At 70.0% G+C, this 16,279-nt stretch carries 17 protein-coding genes; 6 read left to right on the top strand and 11 right to left on the bottom strand.

Annotation, left to right across the window (positions count from 1 at the left end):
• Positions 1 to 62 precede the first annotated feature (62 nt).
• From V5F59_RS04245 to V5F59_RS04210, 8 genes are all read right to left on the bottom strand, one after another.
• The gene (locus V5F59_RS04245; protein WP_393980231.1) at positions 63 to 1,763 is read right to left on the bottom strand and encodes a complex I subunit 5 family protein; all 1,701 of its coding nucleotides are present in this window, start codon (positions 1,761 to 1,763) and stop codon (positions 63 to 65) included.
• Positions 1,760 to 3,286, bottom strand: a complete 1,527-nt coding sequence (locus V5F59_RS04240; RefSeq protein WP_393980233.1) for a complex I subunit 5 family protein — start codon at positions 3,284 to 3,286, stop codon at positions 1,760 to 1,762. Before V5F59_RS04240 ends, V5F59_RS04245 begins: the two co-directional genes overlap by 4 nt.
• Positions 3,283 to 3,603 (bottom strand): NADH-quinone oxidoreductase subunit K, encoded by a 321-nt coding sequence (locus V5F59_RS04235; protein ID WP_393980235.1) that lies wholly within the window; start codon positions 3,601 to 3,603, stop codon positions 3,283 to 3,285. The genes V5F59_RS04240 and V5F59_RS04235 overlap by 4 nt, the downstream gene beginning before the upstream one ends.
• Positions 3,600 to 4,520, bottom strand: coding sequence for an MnhB domain-containing protein (locus tag V5F59_RS04230; protein ID WP_393980237.1), 921 nt, complete (start codon positions 4,518 to 4,520; stop codon positions 3,600 to 3,602). The genes V5F59_RS04235 and V5F59_RS04230 overlap by 4 nt, the downstream gene beginning before the upstream one ends.
• Entirely contained in the window at positions 4,517 to 4,828 is a 312-nt protein-coding gene (locus V5F59_RS04225) for a monovalent cation/H(+) antiporter subunit G (protein WP_393980239.1), read from the bottom strand. Before V5F59_RS04225 ends, V5F59_RS04230 begins: the two co-directional genes overlap by 4 nt.
• A 10-nt stretch (positions 4,829 to 4,838) precedes the next feature.
• Positions 4,839 to 5,132 carry a monovalent cation/H+ antiporter complex subunit F gene (locus V5F59_RS04220; RefSeq protein WP_393980241.1) on the bottom strand — a complete coding sequence of 98 codons (294 nt, stop codon included), beginning with the start codon at positions 5,130 to 5,132 and terminating at the stop codon, positions 4,839 to 4,841.
• Positions 5,125 to 5,607, bottom strand: coding sequence for a Na+/H+ antiporter subunit E (locus tag V5F59_RS04215; RefSeq protein WP_393980243.1), 483 nt, complete (start codon positions 5,605 to 5,607; stop codon positions 5,125 to 5,127). The genes V5F59_RS04220 and V5F59_RS04215 overlap by 8 nt, the downstream gene beginning before the upstream one ends.
• A gap of 123 nt (positions 5,608 to 5,730) precedes the next feature.
• Complete coding sequence (locus V5F59_RS04210; RefSeq protein WP_393980245.1) at positions 5,731 to 7,062, bottom strand: sugar porter family MFS transporter; 1,332 nt, start codon at positions 7,060 to 7,062, stop codon at positions 5,731 to 5,733.
• 189 nt (positions 7,063 to 7,251) lie between these two features.
• On the opposite strand from V5F59_RS04210, the gene V5F59_RS04205 reads away from it, so the two are divergent.
• The 4 genes from V5F59_RS04205 to V5F59_RS04190 all read left to right on the top strand — a co-directional run bounded on the left by V5F59_RS04205 (position 7,252) and on the right by V5F59_RS04190 (position 11,982).
• The gene (locus tag V5F59_RS04205; RefSeq protein ID WP_393980247.1) at positions 7,252 to 8,574 is read left to right on the top strand and encodes a DegT/DnrJ/EryC1/StrS family aminotransferase; all 1,323 of its coding nucleotides are present in this window, start codon (positions 7,252 to 7,254) and stop codon (positions 8,572 to 8,574) included.
• Between the two features lie 62 nt (positions 8,575 to 8,636).
• Positions 8,637 to 10,007, top strand: coding sequence for a sugar porter family MFS transporter (locus tag V5F59_RS04200; RefSeq protein WP_393980249.1), 1,371 nt, complete (start codon positions 8,637 to 8,639; stop codon positions 10,005 to 10,007).
• A gap of 12 nt (positions 10,008 to 10,019) precedes the next feature.
• Positions 10,020 to 10,343: a hypothetical protein gene (locus V5F59_RS04195; protein ID WP_393980251.1), complete on the top strand. Its 324-nt coding sequence runs from the start codon at positions 10,020 to 10,022 to the stop codon at positions 10,341 to 10,343.
• The gene (locus V5F59_RS04190; RefSeq protein WP_393980253.1) at positions 10,336 to 11,982 is read left to right on the top strand and encodes a GMC oxidoreductase; all 1,647 of its coding nucleotides are present in this window, start codon (positions 10,336 to 10,338) and stop codon (positions 11,980 to 11,982) included. Before V5F59_RS04195 ends, V5F59_RS04190 begins: the two co-directional genes overlap by 8 nt.
• A gap of 5 nt (positions 11,983 to 11,987) precedes the next feature.
• Here V5F59_RS04190 and V5F59_RS04185 read toward each other — a convergent pair whose 3' ends face one another.
• On the bottom strand, positions 11,988 to 12,299 hold the full coding sequence (locus tag V5F59_RS04185) for a hypothetical protein (protein WP_393980255.1): 312 nt from the start codon (positions 12,297 to 12,299) through the stop codon (positions 11,988 to 11,990).
• 111 nt (positions 12,300 to 12,410) lie between these two features.
• On the bottom strand, positions 12,411 to 12,914 hold the full coding sequence (locus tag V5F59_RS04180; RefSeq protein ID WP_393980256.1) for a VOC family protein: 504 nt from the start codon (positions 12,912 to 12,914) through the stop codon (positions 12,411 to 12,413).
• A gap of 317 nt (positions 12,915 to 13,231) precedes the next feature.
• On the opposite strand from V5F59_RS04180, the gene V5F59_RS04175 reads away from it, so the two are divergent.
• Together V5F59_RS04175 and V5F59_RS04170 are read left to right on the top strand one after the other, a co-directional pair.
• Positions 13,232 to 14,296 carry an NAD(P)-dependent alcohol dehydrogenase gene (locus V5F59_RS04175; RefSeq protein WP_393980440.1) on the top strand — a complete coding sequence of 355 codons (1,065 nt, stop codon included), beginning with the start codon at positions 13,232 to 13,234 and terminating at the stop codon, positions 14,294 to 14,296.
• 57 nt (positions 14,297 to 14,353) lie between these two features.
• Positions 14,354 to 15,919 (top strand): bifunctional aminoglycoside phosphotransferase/ATP-binding protein, encoded by a 1,566-nt coding sequence (locus V5F59_RS04170; RefSeq protein WP_393980258.1) that lies wholly within the window; start codon positions 14,354 to 14,356, stop codon positions 15,917 to 15,919.
• Here V5F59_RS04170 and V5F59_RS04165 read toward each other — a convergent pair.
• Positions 15,882 to 16,277 carry a hypothetical protein gene (locus V5F59_RS04165; RefSeq protein ID WP_393980260.1) on the bottom strand — a complete coding sequence of 132 codons (396 nt, stop codon included), beginning with the start codon at positions 16,275 to 16,277 and terminating at the stop codon, positions 15,882 to 15,884. The genes V5F59_RS04170 and V5F59_RS04165 overlap by 38 nt on opposite strands.
• Between the last annotated feature and the right edge of the window lie 2 nt (positions 16,278 to 16,279).

The following is a 16,279-nucleotide window of genomic DNA, read 5'->3' as shown; positions in this document are numbered from 1 at the left end:
CCGTGACCAGCGAAGGGGGAGGGCAAAGCGCCGATTGCTCGCAGGTGCGATACGGCATCAATTTACCGCCCGAGCGGCCAGCCCGCCCCCTCCATGGAGAGGAAGAGCCACACGGCCAGCATCACCACGCCCGCGCCCGCGACCGGCCAGCGGCGCAGCCACCCATCCGCGACGACGACAGCCGCGATTGCCTTTGCGGTGAGCCTGCCGCATGGACCGGCAAGGACCACGATATCGCCGGCAGGCACCTCCGGAACACGGGGCGCCACCCGGAAGAGCAGCACGGCGGCGCCGAGCCCGAGGGCCACCGGCCAGGCGCCCTTCAGCAGCGCATCCGCCGCAAAGGCAGAGGACAGCGGCGTTCCGGTGACCGGCGCGAACAGCGCGAACGGCGCCGCCAGCGCCGCGAACGACAGCCACGCCCACGGACCGAGGAGGCCGCGGGGTGCCTCCTTACCCCCCGCCGCGCGCGCCAGCAGCAGCACGTAGCGGGCCATCAGCAAGGTCGTGCCGGCCGCCGAAAGCGTCAGCAGCAGGCCTGCCGTCCCCGATCCGGCAACATCCTTGACGGCATATTTGGCGAGCGCCCCGCCGGTGAAGGGCAGGCCCGCGAGGCTCAGCCCCAGCAGGGCGGCGACGGCCAGGATCCCCCGTGCCGCCTCGCGCCTGCGCGTCATGGCGATGCCGACGGCGAGGAACATGGCGCCCTTCAGCAACATGTGGTTGACGGCATAGAAGGCCGCGAGCGGGAAGGCCGCGGCTGCGCCGGCCGAGAGCCCGGCCCCCAGCACCGCCGCGACCACGCCCATCTGGCTCACCGTGGAATAAGCGAGGGCCCGCTTGGGATGGTGCTGCGTGAGGCCGATGGCGATGCCGTAATAGGCGGTGAACAGCCCGGCCACGGTGAGCACGCCTCCCCAGTCCGGCAGGGGCACACCCTGCGGCAGGAAGCGGATCAGCCCGATGACCCCTGCCTTCACCACGATGCCCGACAGAGCCGCAGACCCGGGGACCGGCGCCACCGCATGGGCGAGCGGCATCCAGAAATGCAGCGGGAACAGGCCCATCTTCAGCGCGAAGCCGAGGAGAAGCAGGAGCACGATGACACCCTTCCACGGCGAGGCGGGCAGCGCCGCCACCGCATCGCGGATGAGCGGGTTCGCCTCCGGCGCGCCGGAGGCGAGCATCACGAAACCGGCGATGAGGAAGGCCTCGCCCAGCACCGTGAGGGCAAGATAGATATTGCCGGCGCGCCGCGCCTCCGGGGTGTCGTCATGGGCGGCGAGGCCGAAGGCAGAGAAGCTCACCAGCGCATAAGCGAGGTAGAAGCTCGCCACGTCCGCCACCAGGAACACCGCGAAGGAGCCGGCCATGGTGAGCAGCCACCACGCGCCGAAGGCGCCACGGGCCGGATCCTTGCGCAAATAGGCTGCGGCATAGAGGCTGGCAGTCAGCCACAGCACCGCCGCTCCCCCCAGCAGCAGGGCCCCCGATGTGTCGAGGGAGAGGGTGAAGCGCAGCGGGTCCGGGGCCGCGAGCACCGCCGTGCCGCGCGGCACAAGCAGCGCCGCTATCAGCGCCGGCAGCGGCGCGAGGATGGCGAGGTCTGGCGAATGCCGGCGCACGCCGGGCAGCACCGCGAGGAGGCCGAGCACCAGCGGCACGGCCACGCTCGCCAGGAGCAGGACATCGGGATACCCCACCAGCTCCCCGGCAAACCGCAGGATGCGGAAAGGCGTGAGCGCCTGTTCCTGCCAGTTCATGGCGCCACCCCCGCGAGGGATAGCCCCTCCCACGAGAGGGGCCGGCCAACGGCCAGAAAGCCGAGGGGAGACAGGGGCAGAAGGCCCAGCAGCACCGCGCCGAGCGCCAAGGCCAGCGCAACGCCCGCGCGCCAGCGGCATTCCCGCCGCTCCGGCAGCGCCTCATCCGGCCGCCGCAGGGCGATCACCACCACCTTGAGCACGTAGCCTCCGGCGAGGAGACCGCCGAGGAGGATGACGAGGCCGATCCACCACGCCCCCTGCTGCACGGCCGAGGTCAACAGCATCACCTTGGCGATGAAGCCTCCGGACGGCGGCAGCCCCATCAGCGACAGGCCGCCGAGCCCGAAGGCCGCAAGGCTCACCGGCGCAAGGCGCGCGGCACCGCCCAGCCCGGAGATCCTGTCATGGCCCATCGTCTCGGCCATCAGCCCTGCCGCCAGAAACATGGCAGCCTTGGAGAAGGCGTGGGAGACGAGATGCAGCGTGCCGCCGGTCCAGGCAAGCGCGCCCCACTGGCTGTCGGCGCCCGCCGCCGCCAGGGGAAACATGAGCGCGAGATAACCGATCTGCGCCGCGGTGGAATAGGCGATCAGCAGCTTCAGCCGCTCCTGCGCGAGGGCAAGGACACCGCAGAAGAGGATCGCCCCTGCCCCGCACGCGGCCAGCACCGGCGCCGCCGCGTCCACCAGAGGAGGCGGCGCCACATCCGCCCACAGGCGCACCAGGAGGAACAGAGGCGCCTTGATCACCACGGCGGAGAGCACCGCGCTCGCCGCCGGCGGCGCGCCGGAATGGGCGGGCGGAAGCCACAGGTGGAGCGGAAAGAGCGCGGCCTTGGCCATCAGCCCCGCGCTCATCAGCGCCAATGCGGCGGGAAAGGCCGCCCCGCCCGGCGCCTTCGCCGCGCGCGCCGCCACCAGGGCCATGTCGAGCGTGCCGAACAGGCCGTAGATCAGCACCGCGCCAAGCAGATAAAGCACCGAGCCGAACAGGGCATAGAGCAAATAGGTGAGGGCGGCGGAGACCTGCCCCTTCTTTCCGTCGAGGCAGACAAGGGGCACCGCCGCGAAGGTCAAAAGCTCCAACGCCACGTAGAGCGTGAAAAGATCCTGCGCCAGGAAGGCGAGGTTCAGCGCCGCCGCGAGGCACAGGAGCAGCAGCAGCGCGCGCGGCATGGGCTGGACATCGTCGCGCGCCGTCATGGCGAAGATGCCGGTGAGGAACAGCACCAGCGCCGCCATGCCGATCATGGCGGCGGAAAAGCCATCGGCCCGCAGCCCCACTCCGAGGGGAGGCGCCCATCCGCCGATGAAGGAGGCGAGCGCGCGCCCTCCCTCCGCCACCCGGATGACGATGGCGACCGCGATCGCGACATTGATCCCAAGCAACGCGAGCGCCGAGCGCTCGCCGATCCTGCGTTCGCACAGGAACAGAGGCACCAGCCCCACGAGCGGCAACGTCACCGCCAGCACGAGCAGCGCGCCGGAAAGGCCGCCTCCGGCCAGGGCGAGGGTGCTCATGCCTCGTCCTCCGTCCGGCGGTCCGTGGCTTGGGCGTCATCGGCATCGGCGAGGCGCAGGAGCAGCGCCACCGCCAGCGCCGTCGCGCAGAAGGCGACGACGATGCCGGTGATCACGAGGGCCTGCGGCACCGGATCCCCTGGAAAGCCCGCCCCCGCCCCCCGCCGCGCCACCGCGCCGAAGATGAGGAAGACGCCGCTGCCGAGGATGTTGAAGCCCAGCACCCGTCCCAGCGCGCCTCCGGCGGTGATCAGTCCGTAGAGGCCAAGCCCCACCAGCCCCGCGCCTGCCAGCGCGAAAATCGTCGCCTCCGTCATGATCTCCCGCCCTCCGCCGGAGGGCCGAGCACGACGAGCCCCAGGGTGACCGCAATGGACAGGGTGATGGCGACTTCCACCGCGATGATCACCGGCTTTTCGAGGCCGGGCGGATAGCCCAGGAAAACGCCGGCCGTGGCCCAGCCGAGGAAGCCTGTGGCGAGGAAGGCGAACGGCCCCGCCAGCACCAGAGCCCGCAGGCGCCGGCTTCTGGCCGGGGGCAGCGTCGCGCGCTGCGCCATCACCAGCAGCAGCCACATGGCGGCAAGCACGGCGCCACCCTGGAAGGCGCCGCCCGGCTTGTCCGCGCCCGCCCAGAACATGTAGAGCCCGACCAGCAGGCCGATGGGCGCCAGGACACGGGCAAGGAAGACCACCGGCACCGCCGCCCCCGGCCAGAGCGCGGCGGGCGGCGCCTGCCAGTCCCGATCCTTCGAGAGCGCCCAGACGCCGATAAGGGCGAGGAGCAGCACCACCGTCTCGAGCAGCGTGTCGAGCGCGCGGAAGACGATGAGCACCCCTGTCACCGGATTGCCGAGGTCCGTTTCGGGCAGGCGCGCCGCCACATCGGGCGCAAGGGTCGGTGCCGGATCCGGCAAGGCGAGGACCACGGCCGCGATCCCGCCGGTCACCGCCAGCGACAGCAGGGCCGCCACAAGGCGCATGCCCGGCCCCGCCGGCGCCGCGCGCACCTCCCCGGCCGCCGCCCGCAGCAGAACGAGGCCGGAAATGCCACTGCCCACCGCGACTTCCGTCAGCGCCACGTCCACCGCCGCGAGGCGCACCCAGGCGAGGCCGAGCAGAAGGCCATAGCCGATGAAGGCGATGACGGACGCCTGCGGCGCCGGGGTCGCCACCACCCGCCAGGCCGCCGCGAGCACGAGCCCGCCGAGCAGCGCGTCAAAGACGAGGCTCACGACGCCTCCCTCTCGCCGGCGGCCGGGCCCTTCTCTTCGGCCGCAGCGCCCAGCACCTGGGCCACCGCGCCGGAGGCAAGCTGGGCGAGCAGCCACACGGCGATCATCTTCAGTCCGCCGAGGACGCTCATCGCCTGGGGCAGGAGGCCGATGGCGATCAGCGCCAGCCCTACATTGTCCGCCTTGGCCAGAGCGTGGATGCGCGACAGAGCATCCGGAAAGCGCAGCAGGCCGAGCGTGCCGGCGGCAAAGAGACAGAGCCCGGCGCCCACGGCGAGGCCGGTGAAGATATCCGCCACCAGGCTCATGGCTCCGCCCTCACGGCTCTGACGTGGCGCTTGCGCCACCCTCCCCCCGCCCATGCGCGCCAGATGCGGAGGCGGCAAAGGCCGACACGGCGAAGGCCGCGAGCAAGGCGAGGAGCAGCGCCACGTCAAGGATAGCGTCATCCCCCATCGCCACGGACAGGAGCAGCAGCACCGCGCAGCCGGCCGAGCCCACGAGTTGCACCGCCAGCATGCGATGGAGATTTCCTCGGCGCCACAAGGCGGCAAGGCCGGCTGCCGTCATCAGCAGCAGGAGGCCGGCGGCAGCGAAGATCCCGTCAGCCATGGCGGTCGGTCACGGTGAGGAAGGCCCGGGCATCCGCATCGAGGCTCGCCGCCACCGGCTCCCTCGTGTCGAGGCAATGCACCCTCATGTGGCCCACGCCGCCCGGCAGCGGCAGCGTGCCGGGCTGAAGGCTCGACAGGGTGCGGAACAAATCGCGCCCCGCGCCTTCGGGGACGGCGCAGGAGACAGGGAGAATACCGGGCTGCAGGCGCAGCGGGGAGGAAAGGGCCCTGCGCGCCGCATCCACGCCGGCGAGCAGCGCACGGGCGGCGAAGCGACCGCAGAATTCCGGCAGCGCCGCGAGGTTCAGCCGGCTGTGGGAAGGCGGAAGGAGATGGAGACTGAGGCACGCCGCAAGCCCTGACGCCACGACGCCCGCGAGCAGGTCCACGACGCCCGCGCCTGCGAGCACGACCCAGGCCAAGAGGAACACAAGCCAGCGGCGCAAGCCCTGCGCGCGGAGGAGTGCACCCATTTCAACTCCCGAGTGACCACGCCCGAAGGCAATCCGGCTCGATCATAGCCCGTCCGCGAAAGCGGAAGCGAGCGGCTACGGCCAAGACGAGCCTAAACTTTCGTTGCAGATCGGAATACCCCGTCAGGCCTCCATGCCCAGCTCTCGGAGCGGGCGGCCGGCGAGCACGTCGGCCTCGATGGCCTCGAGTTCCACCCGGCGTGTCTCCGGCACGAACAGGACAGCGACCGCCAGCGAGATCACGCACACCGCAAAGAAGATGCCGATGGTGGCCGCGAGGCCGATCCCCTGCACCACCGACAGGAAGGTCCCCGCCACAATGCCGTTGAACAGCCAGCTGGTGGCGGACGCAACGGCAATGCCGCGCTCGCGGACGGCGGTCGGGAACAGCTCCGACATGAGCACATAGGGCAAGGGCCCGAGGCTCAGGGCGAAGGCGACGATGTAGAAGCAGAACCCGCCGAGGGCGACGAAGGGCCAGTCCGCCAGGGAGGCGGCGATGACCGCCGCAAGGCTTGCCGCCATGGCCGCGGAACCTGCGATGAGCAGGGGCCGGCGGCCGAGTCGGTCCACGAGCAGCAAGGCCGCAACCGTGGCGAGCACGTTCACGAGCCCGAGCCCGAAGGTGGCGGCAAGGGCAGCGGTGCCCTGGGGGAATCCCAGCTCGGTGAATATGCGCGGGGCGTAATAGAGGATGCCGTCGATGCCGGAGAAGTTCTGGAGGATGAAGAGCGCGCTGCACAGGGCCAGCACCGCCACCGTGCTGCCCTGCCGGAGCGCCGCCCGCCAGTCGCCCTCCGCCACCGGCTCCTCCGACATTTCGCTGGTAATGCCGAGCACTTCGGCCGCCGCCTGTGCCTGCGCCGCCTGACCGCGCGCCTTCAGCCAGCGCGGGCTCTCTGGCAGCAGCAGCACGGATGCCGCGCACGCCGCGGCCATGAGCAGGCCCGATGCCAGCATCCCCTGCCAGGAGACAAGGCCGGTGAGGGCCAGGGGCACGGCGTAACCGACGAGGATGCCGATGGTGATCGCCAGCTGGAACAGGGACACCACCGCCCCCCGGTGGCGGGCCGGTGTCACCTCCGCCGCATACATGGGCACGACCATGGACGACAGGCCGACGCCGAGCCCGATGAGGATGCGCGCCGCCGCCAGCGTGCCCGCTCCCGGCGCCAGCATCTGCCCGCCGGGCACCAGCGCATATCCGAGCGCGGCAAGGCACGCCGCCACCAGGCAGGACGGCCGGCGGCCGATTCGCTGGGAAACCGGAGCGGCGGCCGCCGCTCCCGCGAAGCAGCCGAGCAGCAGAGCCGTGACCACCATTTCGGTGGCGCGGGTGGACAGGGAGAAGTCCGCGGCGATGGCGTCCACCACGCCGGCGATGGACGCGGTGCTGAAGCCGAACAGAACACCGAACAGGAGCACGAGGCACGCGGTGAGGAGGATGGTCTTCATGAACCGCGCGCCTTCCTGGAAAATGCCCGCGAGCGCCCCGCAGGCCAGGTGAGGTAGCCCTTAGCCATCGCAGGAAAAGAACTTGTAAGCTGCATCGCGGCTGGAGCATAAGTACAAAAATTTCAGGACGATAGGCATCCGCGTAAGGAACTTGCCGTGCGCGGGCGCGACTAAGGGGGAGAACGCCAGGTGACTGTCTCCGCGGCCACGCATGAGCACGCGAATCGCCTCGCCATTGAGGGCGGGCAGCCGGTGCGCACCAAGCCCCTCCCCTGGGAGCTTCCCGGAGCCCACTGGATCGGCGAGGAGGAGCTGGAGCTCGTTTCTCGCGTGGTGCGGGCGCGCAGCCCCTTCCGCTTCTACGGGCCGGACCTCCAGCGCATGGTGGACACGCTGGAGAAGGAGTGGTGCGCCGCCTTCGGGCACACGCACGCCCTTGGCGTCTCCTCCGGCACGGCCGCCCTCTCCATCGCCATGGCGGCGCTGGAGATCGGCCCGGGCGACGAGGTGCTGGTGCCCGGCTATCTGTGGGTGAGCTGCGTGAGCGCAGTGGTGCGGGCGGGCGCGATCCCGCGCCTCGTGGACATCGACGACTGCTTCACCCTTGATCCGGCGGACGTGGAGCGCAAGATCGGCCCCAACACCCGCGCCGCGCTGATGGTGCACATGAGCGGCGCGCCCGGACGCGTCGCGGACGTGGCCCGCATCTGCAAAGCGCGCGGCATCGGCCTCATCGAGGATTGCGCCCAGACCGCCGGCGCGAGCCAGAACGGCAAGGCCGTCGGCACATTCGGCGACATCGGCATCTTCTCCTTCCAACTGAACAAGAACATGACCTCTGGCGACGGCGGCATGGTGGTCACCGAGCGGGACGACCTCTTTCGCCGCATCGTCGCCCTGCACGACCTCGGCTATCCGCGCAATGCCCAGGGGCGGCTCGACACTTCGGACGAGGCATGCCAGCTCTGGGGCGTGGGCGCCCGCATGTCGGAGCTCACCGGCGCCATGTGCCTCGCCCAGATGCGCAAGCTGCCGCAGATCACCGGCGCCATGCGCAGCGCCAAGTGGCGCATCCGCTCGGCGCTCGCCGACATCGCCGGCCTCACCTTCCGCACCGTGCCCGATCCCGCGGGCGACACCGGCCCCTTCCTGCTCATGACCCTGAAAGACGAGGCGACGGCACGGCGCTTCGTGGATGCGCTGCGGGCCGAGGGCATCGCCGGCCCGCCCGGCTCCCTCGCCTGCCTCACCATGCGCGAATGGGGGATGCACTGGTATTCCAACATCCCCAGCCTGGTGCACAAGCGCTCCAACAGCCGCGACGGCGCGCCCTGGACCCTGCCGTCCAACGCCTTCGCCGCCGACTACAGCTATGCGGCGGGCGCCCTGCCCCATTGCGACGACCTGCACGCCCGCGGCGCGCTCCTGACCATCGCATCGACGCTCAGCGACGAGGATGTCGAGGACATCACCGCCGCGATCCGCAAGGTCGCCCGTATCGTGCTGGCGTGACCCCGGCCTGCCCCGGCGGTTGCCGGGGCACAGGAACTGAACCGCATTCCGAGGGGCCGACCGTGATCTACCTCATCGCAGCCATCGCCGGCATTGCCGGTGCTCTGTTCGGGTTCGACGAAGGCGTCATCGCCGGGGCCCTGGCGCCGCTGCGCCGGGATCTTGGCATCGACCCGCTGGCCGAGGGCATGATGACGGCGGCGGTGCCGTTCGGGGCCTTCGCCGGCGCCATCGTCGGCGGGCGCCTCGCCGCCGCGGCCGGGCGACGCAAGCTGCTGCTGGCTGCCGCGGTGCTGTTCGTGGCAGGCGCTCTGCTGAGCGCCGCGGCGTGGGGGCTGTGGACGCTCACCCTCGCCCGCCTCATCATCGGCCTCGGTGTCGGCGTCGCCGCCATGATGGCGCCGCTCTACATCTCCGAGAGCGCACCGGCCGCGACGCGCGGCATGCTCGTCTCCATCTACCAGCTGGCGATCACCCTCGGCATCCTCGGCGCCTACGTGGTGGGCTACGCCTTCGACGACAGCTGGCGCTGGATGTTCGCCATGGGCGCGGTGCCCGCGGTCCTCCTGTTCGTCGGCATCTTCACGCTGAGCGACACGCCGCGCTGGCTCGCCATGCGCGGGCGCTCGGCGGAAGCCCTGGCGGCGCTCTCCCGCATGCGCAGCAAGCCGGAATCCGACAAGGCCGTGATGGCCGAGTTCAAGGAGATCCGTGCCGGCGCCGCGGCGGACGAAGGGCGCAAGGCACGCTTCGCCGATCTCTGGAGCCCCCGGGTGCGCCCGGCCCTCATCGTCGCCATGGGCCTGTTCCTGCTGCAGCAGCTCTCCGGCATCAACGCGGTGATCTACTACGCACCGACCGTGTTCGAGCTCTCGGGCTTCAATTCCACCACCACCCAGATCCTCGCCACCGCGGGAATCGGCGTGGTGAACGTGCTGATGACCGTCGTCGGCATGGCGTTGGTCGACCGCCTGGGCCGCCGCCTCCTCCTGCTCATCGGCTTTGCCGGCACGGCGGTGGCGCTCGGCGTCATCGCCATCGGCGCCGCGACCGGCAGTGCCGCCTTGGGCAAGCTCGCCCTCGGCGGGCTGGTGCTCTACATCTCGGCCTTCGCCATCGCCATCGGCCCGCTGCCGTGGGTGATGATGTCCGAGATCTTCCCCCTCGACGTGCGGGCGCTCGGCATGAGCGTCGCCTCGCTGGTGAACTGGGGCTTCAACTTCCTGGTGGTCTTCAGCTTCCCTGTGCTGGTGGCGGAGTTCGGCTTGGCCGGGGTGTTCGGCCTCTATGCGGTGGTGTGCGTGCTGGGGCTCGCCTTCACCCAATGGCTCGTCCCGGAGACCAATGGGGTGAGCCTGGAAGAGATCGAACGCCACCTCGCAAGCGGACGTCCCCTGCGCGATCTGGGCCGGCTCGCCCCCGGCACCGTCTGAGGAGCAGCACCCATGTCCAACTCCCCGTCCGATGGCGGCGCCGCGCCGGATTTCGCGGCGCTGGTGGCGGCCCTGCTGCCGCTCGACCCCTACCACGAGAAGCTGGCGCCGATGGTGGACGACCTCGCCCGCATCGCCAGGCTGAATGACCAGCTCAACGCCGCATTCCGGCGCATCGCCGAGCGCTCCGGCTTCGCCGAGACGGGCACCGTGCGCCGCGAGCACCTCGGCGCCGAGGCCGAAGCCGTCCATGCCTTTTTCGAATATGTGTACTTCGCTTCGCCGGCCTTCCTGGGCACGGTGGGTGAATGGCCCCTGGGAGGTGTCCGTGGCTGAGGCGGCCCATTGTGACGTGATCGTCGTCGGCACCGGGGCGGGCGGCGGCATCCTCGCCTATGAGCTCGCCAAGGCGGGGCTCAAGGTGGTGTCGCTGGAGCAGGGCGGGCAACTGGCGGACGACCACTTCAAGCGGGTGGATCCGCCCGGCACGGCGCTCGACTTCGGCATCCGCTCCAACACCGTCTGGCCGGCGGAGCCGCACGACAGCCTGTTCGTCCACCCGCTCTTCGAGAAGGGCGAGGACGGCTCCACCGGCTGGCCGGAAGACGGCTTCCGGCATTACCAGATCCTCAAGGTCAACGGCCTGCAGAACCTCTGGAACGGCGTGAGCGTGCGCTTCTCGGAGAAGGACTTCGCCGACTGGCCCTTCCGCTACGCCGCCCTTGCGCCGCATTATGACGCGGTGGAACGGCGCATCACGGTCTGCGGCACCGTGGAGAACATCCCCGAGCTGCCCGACGGCATCTTTGTGCCGCCGAAGCCCCTGCGACCCGCCGACCACATGATCGTGGACGCGGTGAATGGCCTCGGCGAGACCTATTCCCGCGCCATTCCCAACCGCAAGGCCATCGATACCCGGCCCGACAGCCCCCAGGCCTGCGCCTCCACCGGCATCTGCACCTCCGGCTGCCCCACCGGCGCGGTCTACAAGTTCACCTCCCGCCTGCTGCCGGAAATCGAGAGCCTGCCGAACTACGAGCTGCGGTCCGGGGCCAAGGTGGTGCGCCTCCTGCGCGAGCCGGGCACGCGGCGGGTGATGGGCGTGGAATATCGCGACATGGCCTCCGGCGAGGCCCGCCTTCTCACCGCCGATGCTGTCGTGCTCGCAGCCGGCGCCGTGGAAAGCCCCCGCATCCTCTTCAACTCGGCGGACGACCTCGCCCCCGAGGGCATGGGCAATCCCACTGGGCAACTCGGCCTGCGCCTGCAGGACAATCCGAAATCGGTGCTGTCCACCTCCCTCTGGCGCCTGTGGGGCAAGGGACGTGACTTCGATATCGGCTATGGCGACCTTCTGATCCTCATGTCGCGCGGCACCCTGCCGGGCGGGGAGGAGTTCCCCTTCATCGGCCACGCCATCCACGGCGTGCCGGACGTGCCGCACTATCTTGCCGGCATGCGGCGCTTCCCGCCCTTCATGAAGGAGCGGCTCGCCCGCTTCATGTTCCACTCCTACGTCACCCTGGGCCTGTTCTGCGCGGGCGATCCGAACCCGGCGAACCGGGTGCGGCCGGGCAACACCTTCGACCGCTACGGCGTGCGCCATGTGGCGATCGACTTCACCTCCTCCACGAAGGCCGATGCCATGATGGACGCCATGGAGGCCTGGGGCCGCCATGTGCTGCGCCATGCGGGGGCGACCTCCATCTATCCCTCGCGGGACAATTCCGGCACCGGCATCCATTACGCCGGCACCACCGCCATCTCGGACAATCCAGCCCGGGGCGTGGTGGACGAGAACCTGCGCTGCCACGACCTCGACAATGTCTATGTCTGCGATGGCGGCGTGATCCCGGTGCTGCCGGACAAGCATCTGACGCTGACCATCATGGCTATGGCGCATCGCCTTGCCGGTCACCTGGCCGAGAAGGCGAAGGCAGGCGCCCTCGCCCCCGCCCAGCCGGCCCACGCCTGAGCAGCTTATGGGGCGGCCTCGGGCTCAGCCGAGGCCATCACCGCCGCGATGAGTGCTGTCACCCGGTCATATGCTGCCCGGTTCAGCGCGCCAGCGCGCATCATGGCATCCACGCAGCCGTTGAGATCCTGGTTGGTGTGGGCGGAGAGGGCCGCCACGAGCTCGCTCTGGCCGATGGCCATGTTGCGCAGCGCCAGCATCAGATTGTCGAGATCGCCGCGGGTCAGGGTGAGCCGCAGCGGGGTTTCCTCGGCGAGGCCTTGCCAGCGCTCCATCGCAGCCGCTGAAATCTGCGGCCCTTCCGTATCGTCGGTCATGAAATCCTCCCGTGAAAAAGAAACGGCGCCATCCGCGCCCTGAAAAGGAAAAGCCGGCTCCAGGAGCCGGCTCCAAGAATACATGCGCAAAGGGATGGGCGCGAAGGGCCTCTACCCGTGTCCGTCCCCTCCGCCGCCACGGGCTGCCGCCTCGAGGGCGGCGACATCAAGCTTCACCATCTTGAACAACGCCTCCATGACCCGTGGCGCCCGCGCCGGATCGGCCAGCAATTGCGGCAGGGCGCTGGGCACGATCTGCCAGGCGACACCCCAGCGGTCCCTCAGCCAGCCGCACTGTTCTGCCCGCCCTTCCGCCGTGAAGGCGGCCCACAGCCGGTCCACCTCCGCCTGGTCTTCGCAATCGACCTGGAAGGAGATGGCGTGAGTGTGCTCCATCTTCTGCCCGCCATTCAGCGCAAGGAAACGTTGTCCCGCAAGGGTGAACGCCACCATGAGCACGGATCCCGCCGGCCCGGCGGGACCATCAGCCGGATTGTGGTGAATGCCCTCGATCCGGCTGTCGGGAAACAGCGCCACATAGAAGCGCGCGGCGTCTTCCGCATCTCCATCGAACCAAAGGCAGGGCGAGATCTTCCGGGATGAGAGAGGGGTCATGATCGGCTCCGCGCGGGTCTGTTTCCCGAGGACGCCGGCGATGGCCCCGGCCCGACGGCGGGGCGCTTTTTTTCTCCACGGCGCCTGCGGCCAAGCCGCAAAGCCGCCTCCGCCGGGGCGCAGAAATAACAAGGGCAATGCACCGGTTGACCGGCATCAATGCTGCCGACGCCGGGCAAGCCTAACCAAGTACCGCGGCATCCATTGCGTCTCCCGGCTCGCATCCTGGGGACGGGAAAGGAAGGAGCGCCATGACGGATACCCTGACCACCCCCAGCCCCGCCATCGTCGAGCGCAGCCGTCCCGGCAAGGCCAGGATGAAAGCGGCCATCTTCGTGGAGAAAGGGCGCATCGTTCTCGATGAAAAGCCCATTCCGGACGTGGGGCCGCTCGACGCGCTCATCCGCGTCACCACCACCACCATCTGCGGCACGGACGTGCACATCCTGAAAGGTGAGTACCCGGTCGCGAAGGGTCTCACCATCGGCCACGAGCCGGTGGGCATCATCGAGAAGCTGGGCTCGGCGGTGGAGGGCTTCGCCGAGGGCCAGCGTGTCATCGCCGGCGCCATCACGCCGTCGGGCTATTCCAACGCCTGCCTGTGCGGCTTCTGCTCCCAAGACGGGCCCCGCATGAAGCACGGCTTCAAGCCCATGGGCGGCTGGCGCTTCGGCAACACCATCGATGGCGCGCAGGCGGAGTATCTCGTCGTCCCCGACGCCATGACGAACCTTGCCCCGGTGCCGGACGGCCTTTCGGATGAGCAGGTGCTCATGTGCCCGGACATCATGTCCACGGGCTTTGCAGGTGCGGAGAGCGGCAAGGTGAAGATCGGCGACACGGTGGCCGTGTTCGCGCAAGGGCCCATCGGCCTGTGCGCCACGGCGGGCGCACGCCTCATGGGGGCGACGCGCATCATCGCCGTGGACCGCGTGCCGGCCCGCCTGGAGGTGGCGCGCGCCATGGGCGCCGACGAGGTGGTGGATTTCTCCAAGGTCGATCCCGTGGACGAGATCCTGCGCCTTACCGACGGCCGCGGCGTCGATGTGGCCATCGAGGCGCTGGGCCGCCAGGAGACATTCGAGGCCGCCCTGCGTGTGCTACGGCCCGGCGGCACGCTCTCCTCGCTCGGTGTCTATTCAAGCGACCTGAAAATCCCGCTCGACGCCTTTGCGGCGGGGCTCGGCGACAACACCATCGTCACCTCGCTGTGCCCCGGCGGCAAGGAACGCATGCGGCGCCTCTTGGGCGTGGTCGGATCGGGGCGCGTCGATGCCCGCGCCCTCGTCACCCACCGCTTCAGGCTGGACGACATCGAGGACGCCTACGACCTCTTCGCCAACCAGCGCGACGGCGTTCTCAAGGTGGCGATCACGCCGTAAGCTGCGCCTGCCCCGGCTCAGGCCGGGGCAGGTCTTTCTCCGGCTGCGGATCTCTCCATGACGGTGTCCTCCCGACCGAGCCCGCAGCCCGCTGACGACCATGTGGTCGCCGACCAGAGCGCCATCTTCGATTTTCTGGCGGACCCCAGGAGCCACGGCATCGCCGAGGCGGTCGAGCGCATCGATACCCACGGCGCCGTGGTGTTCCTCGCCGGCCCGTTCGCCTACAAGGTGAAGCGCGCCGTGCTCTTTCCCTTCATGGACTTCTCGACGCTGGAGAAACGCCGTGCCGCGTGTGCGGCGGAGGTGGAGATTTCGGGAGCGGGCGCGCCGGGTCTCTACCTCGGTGTCGCTCCCGTGGTGCGCACCGCCTCCGGCCTCGCGCTCGGCGGGGAGGGAGAAACGGTGGATTATGCGGTGAAGATGCGCCGCTTCGACACCAACCTGACCTTGGACAAGGTGGCGGCGCGGGGCGGTCTGGCGCCGGATCTCCTGAAGGCGATGGCGGCCACGATTGTCACCTCCCATCGCGCCGCGCCGGAACGGCGCGGCGTCGACACGGTGGTTCGGCTCGCGTCCTATCTCGCCGACAACACGAAGGAGTTCGCCGCACGGCCCGAGCTTTTCCCGCCGCGGGAGGCTAATGCCTTGGCTGCAGCCGCGGAAAAGGCGCTCGCCACCATCGCCCCCCTGCTGAAGGCGCGAAGCGCCACGGGCTTCGTGCGCCGATGCCATGGCGACATGCACCTGCGCAACATCGTGCTGCTCGACGGCTGCCCCGTATTATTCGACGCCATCGAGTTCAACGACGACATCGCCACCTGCGACGTGCTCTACGACCTCGCCTTCCTGCTCATGGACCTGTGGCGACAAGGCCTGTGGGCGGAAGCCAATGCCATCCTCAACCGCTATCTCTGGGCGACCAACGATGCGCAGGTCGAGGGGCTCAGCGCCCTGCCCTTCTTCCTCAGCCTTCGCGCCGGCATCCGGGCGAAGGTTGAGGCCGCGGGGCTCGCGCACCTGAGCGGAGCGCAGAGGCTGGAGGCCGAAACGCGCATCCGCGAGGCCTTCCAGCTGGCGCAGGCCTTCCTCCACACCAGCGGACGTGCGGAATTGTGGGCGGTGGGCGGGCTCTCCGGCAGCGGCAAGAGCACCTGGGCAACCGCCATGGCGCCCGCTGCGGGCCGTGCACCCGGCGCCGTGATCCTGCGCAGCGACATCGAGCGCAAGCGGCTGTTCGGCATCGGGGAAGTCGAAAGGCTGCCGCCCGAGGCCTATGCGCCGAACGTGAGCGAAAAAGTCTACGGTCGCCTGCGCGATCTTGCCCGGCGCGTGCTGGCCACCGGCCAGAGCGTCATCGTCGACGCGGTGCATGCCCGGCCGGGCGAACGTGATGCCATCGAGGCAGTGGCGCGGAAGGCTGGCGCTCCCTTCCGGGGCTTCTGGCTGGAGGCGCCGGAAGAAACGCTCATCCGCCGGGTGGAGACCCGCACCGGCGACGCATCGGACGCGAACGCGGACGTGGTGCGGCAGCAACTTGCATACGACCTCGGCGAGATCGGCTGGGCGCGCCAGGGCCGGCCCGTCAGCAGGGCTCCTTCCGCGGCTCCGCCGTCGGATTGACGCCCGTCACCTCCTCGGGCTGGCGATCGGGGGAGGCCGGGGTGGAGGCCTGCGGCATGAGGCCCGTGTCGGGCCCGCCCGTCCCGCCGGTCCATCCGGTGGAACCTTCGCTCCCCGGCGCGGCGTCGGAATGCTCGCCCTGCCCCGGTGGCGCGGCCGAAGCGTGCAGCATCTGCTCGCACACCCCGTCCGTCTTCTGGGCCACGGCCGAGGCCGGCGATGGCGCAACCGAAGCCAGAAGGAGCATCAGAGCGGCGACGACACCGGTCCCGGCGATCCGCATGCCGGACGCAAGGGCTGGCCTGATGATGAGGGGAGACGCGCGCCGCAGCGCCGTTGCGGAAGCATCCGAAGGCATGG

It is taken from the genome of Xanthobacter nonsaccharivorans, assembly GCF_043194755.2.
Classification (GTDB): Bacteria; Pseudomonadota; Alphaproteobacteria; order Rhizobiales; family Xanthobacteraceae; genus Xanthobacter; species Xanthobacter autotrophicus_G.
Note: the sequence above shows the minus strand (reverse complement) of the source record. Positions and strands in the feature narration are given on the sequence as shown.

Coding starts and splice junctions, on each gene's coding strand:
- V5F59_RS04245 (WP_393980231.1), bottom strand. CDS start 1,763: ATGAACTGGCAGGAACAGGCGCTCACGCCTTTCCGCATCCTGCGGTTT.
- V5F59_RS04240 (WP_393980233.1), bottom strand. CDS start 3,286: ATGAGCACCCTCGCCCTGGCCGGAGGCGGCCTTTCCGGCGCGCTGCTC.
- V5F59_RS04235 (WP_393980235.1), bottom strand. CDS start 3,603: ATGACGGAGGCGACGATTTTCGCGCTGGCAGGCGCGGGGCTGGTGGGG.
- V5F59_RS04225 (WP_393980239.1), bottom strand. CDS start 4,828: ATGAGCCTGGTGGCGGATATCTTCACCGGCCTCGCCGTGGGCGCCGGG.
- V5F59_RS04220 (WP_393980241.1), bottom strand. CDS start 5,132: ATGGCTGACGGGATCTTCGCTGCCGCCGGCCTCCTGCTGCTGATGACG.
- V5F59_RS04215 (WP_393980243.1), bottom strand. CDS start 5,607: ATGGGTGCACTCCTCCGCGCGCAGGGCTTGCGCCGCTGGCTTGTGTTC.
- V5F59_RS04210 (WP_393980245.1), bottom strand. CDS start 7,062: ATGAAGACCATCCTCCTCACCGCGTGCCTCGTGCTCCTGTTCGGTGTT.
- V5F59_RS04195 (WP_393980251.1), top strand. CDS start 10,020: ATGTCCAACTCCCCGTCCGATGGCGGCGCCGCGCCGGATTTCGCGGCG.
- V5F59_RS04185 (WP_393980255.1), bottom strand. CDS start 12,299: ATGACCGACGATACGGAAGGGCCGCAGATTTCAGCGGCTGCGATGGAG.
- V5F59_RS04180 (WP_393980256.1), bottom strand. CDS start 12,914: ATGACCCCTCTCTCATCCCGGAAGATCTCGCCCTGCCTTTGGTTCGAT.
- V5F59_RS04175 (WP_393980440.1), top strand. CDS start 13,232: ATGAAAGCGGCCATCTTCGTGGAGAAAGGGCGCATCGTTCTCGATGAA.
- V5F59_RS04170 (WP_393980258.1), top strand. CDS start 14,354: ATGACGGTGTCCTCCCGACCGAGCCCGCAGCCCGCTGACGACCATGTG.
- V5F59_RS04165 (WP_393980260.1), bottom strand. CDS start 16,277: ATGCCTTCGGATGCTTCCGCAACGGCGCTGCGGCGCGCGTCTCCCCTC.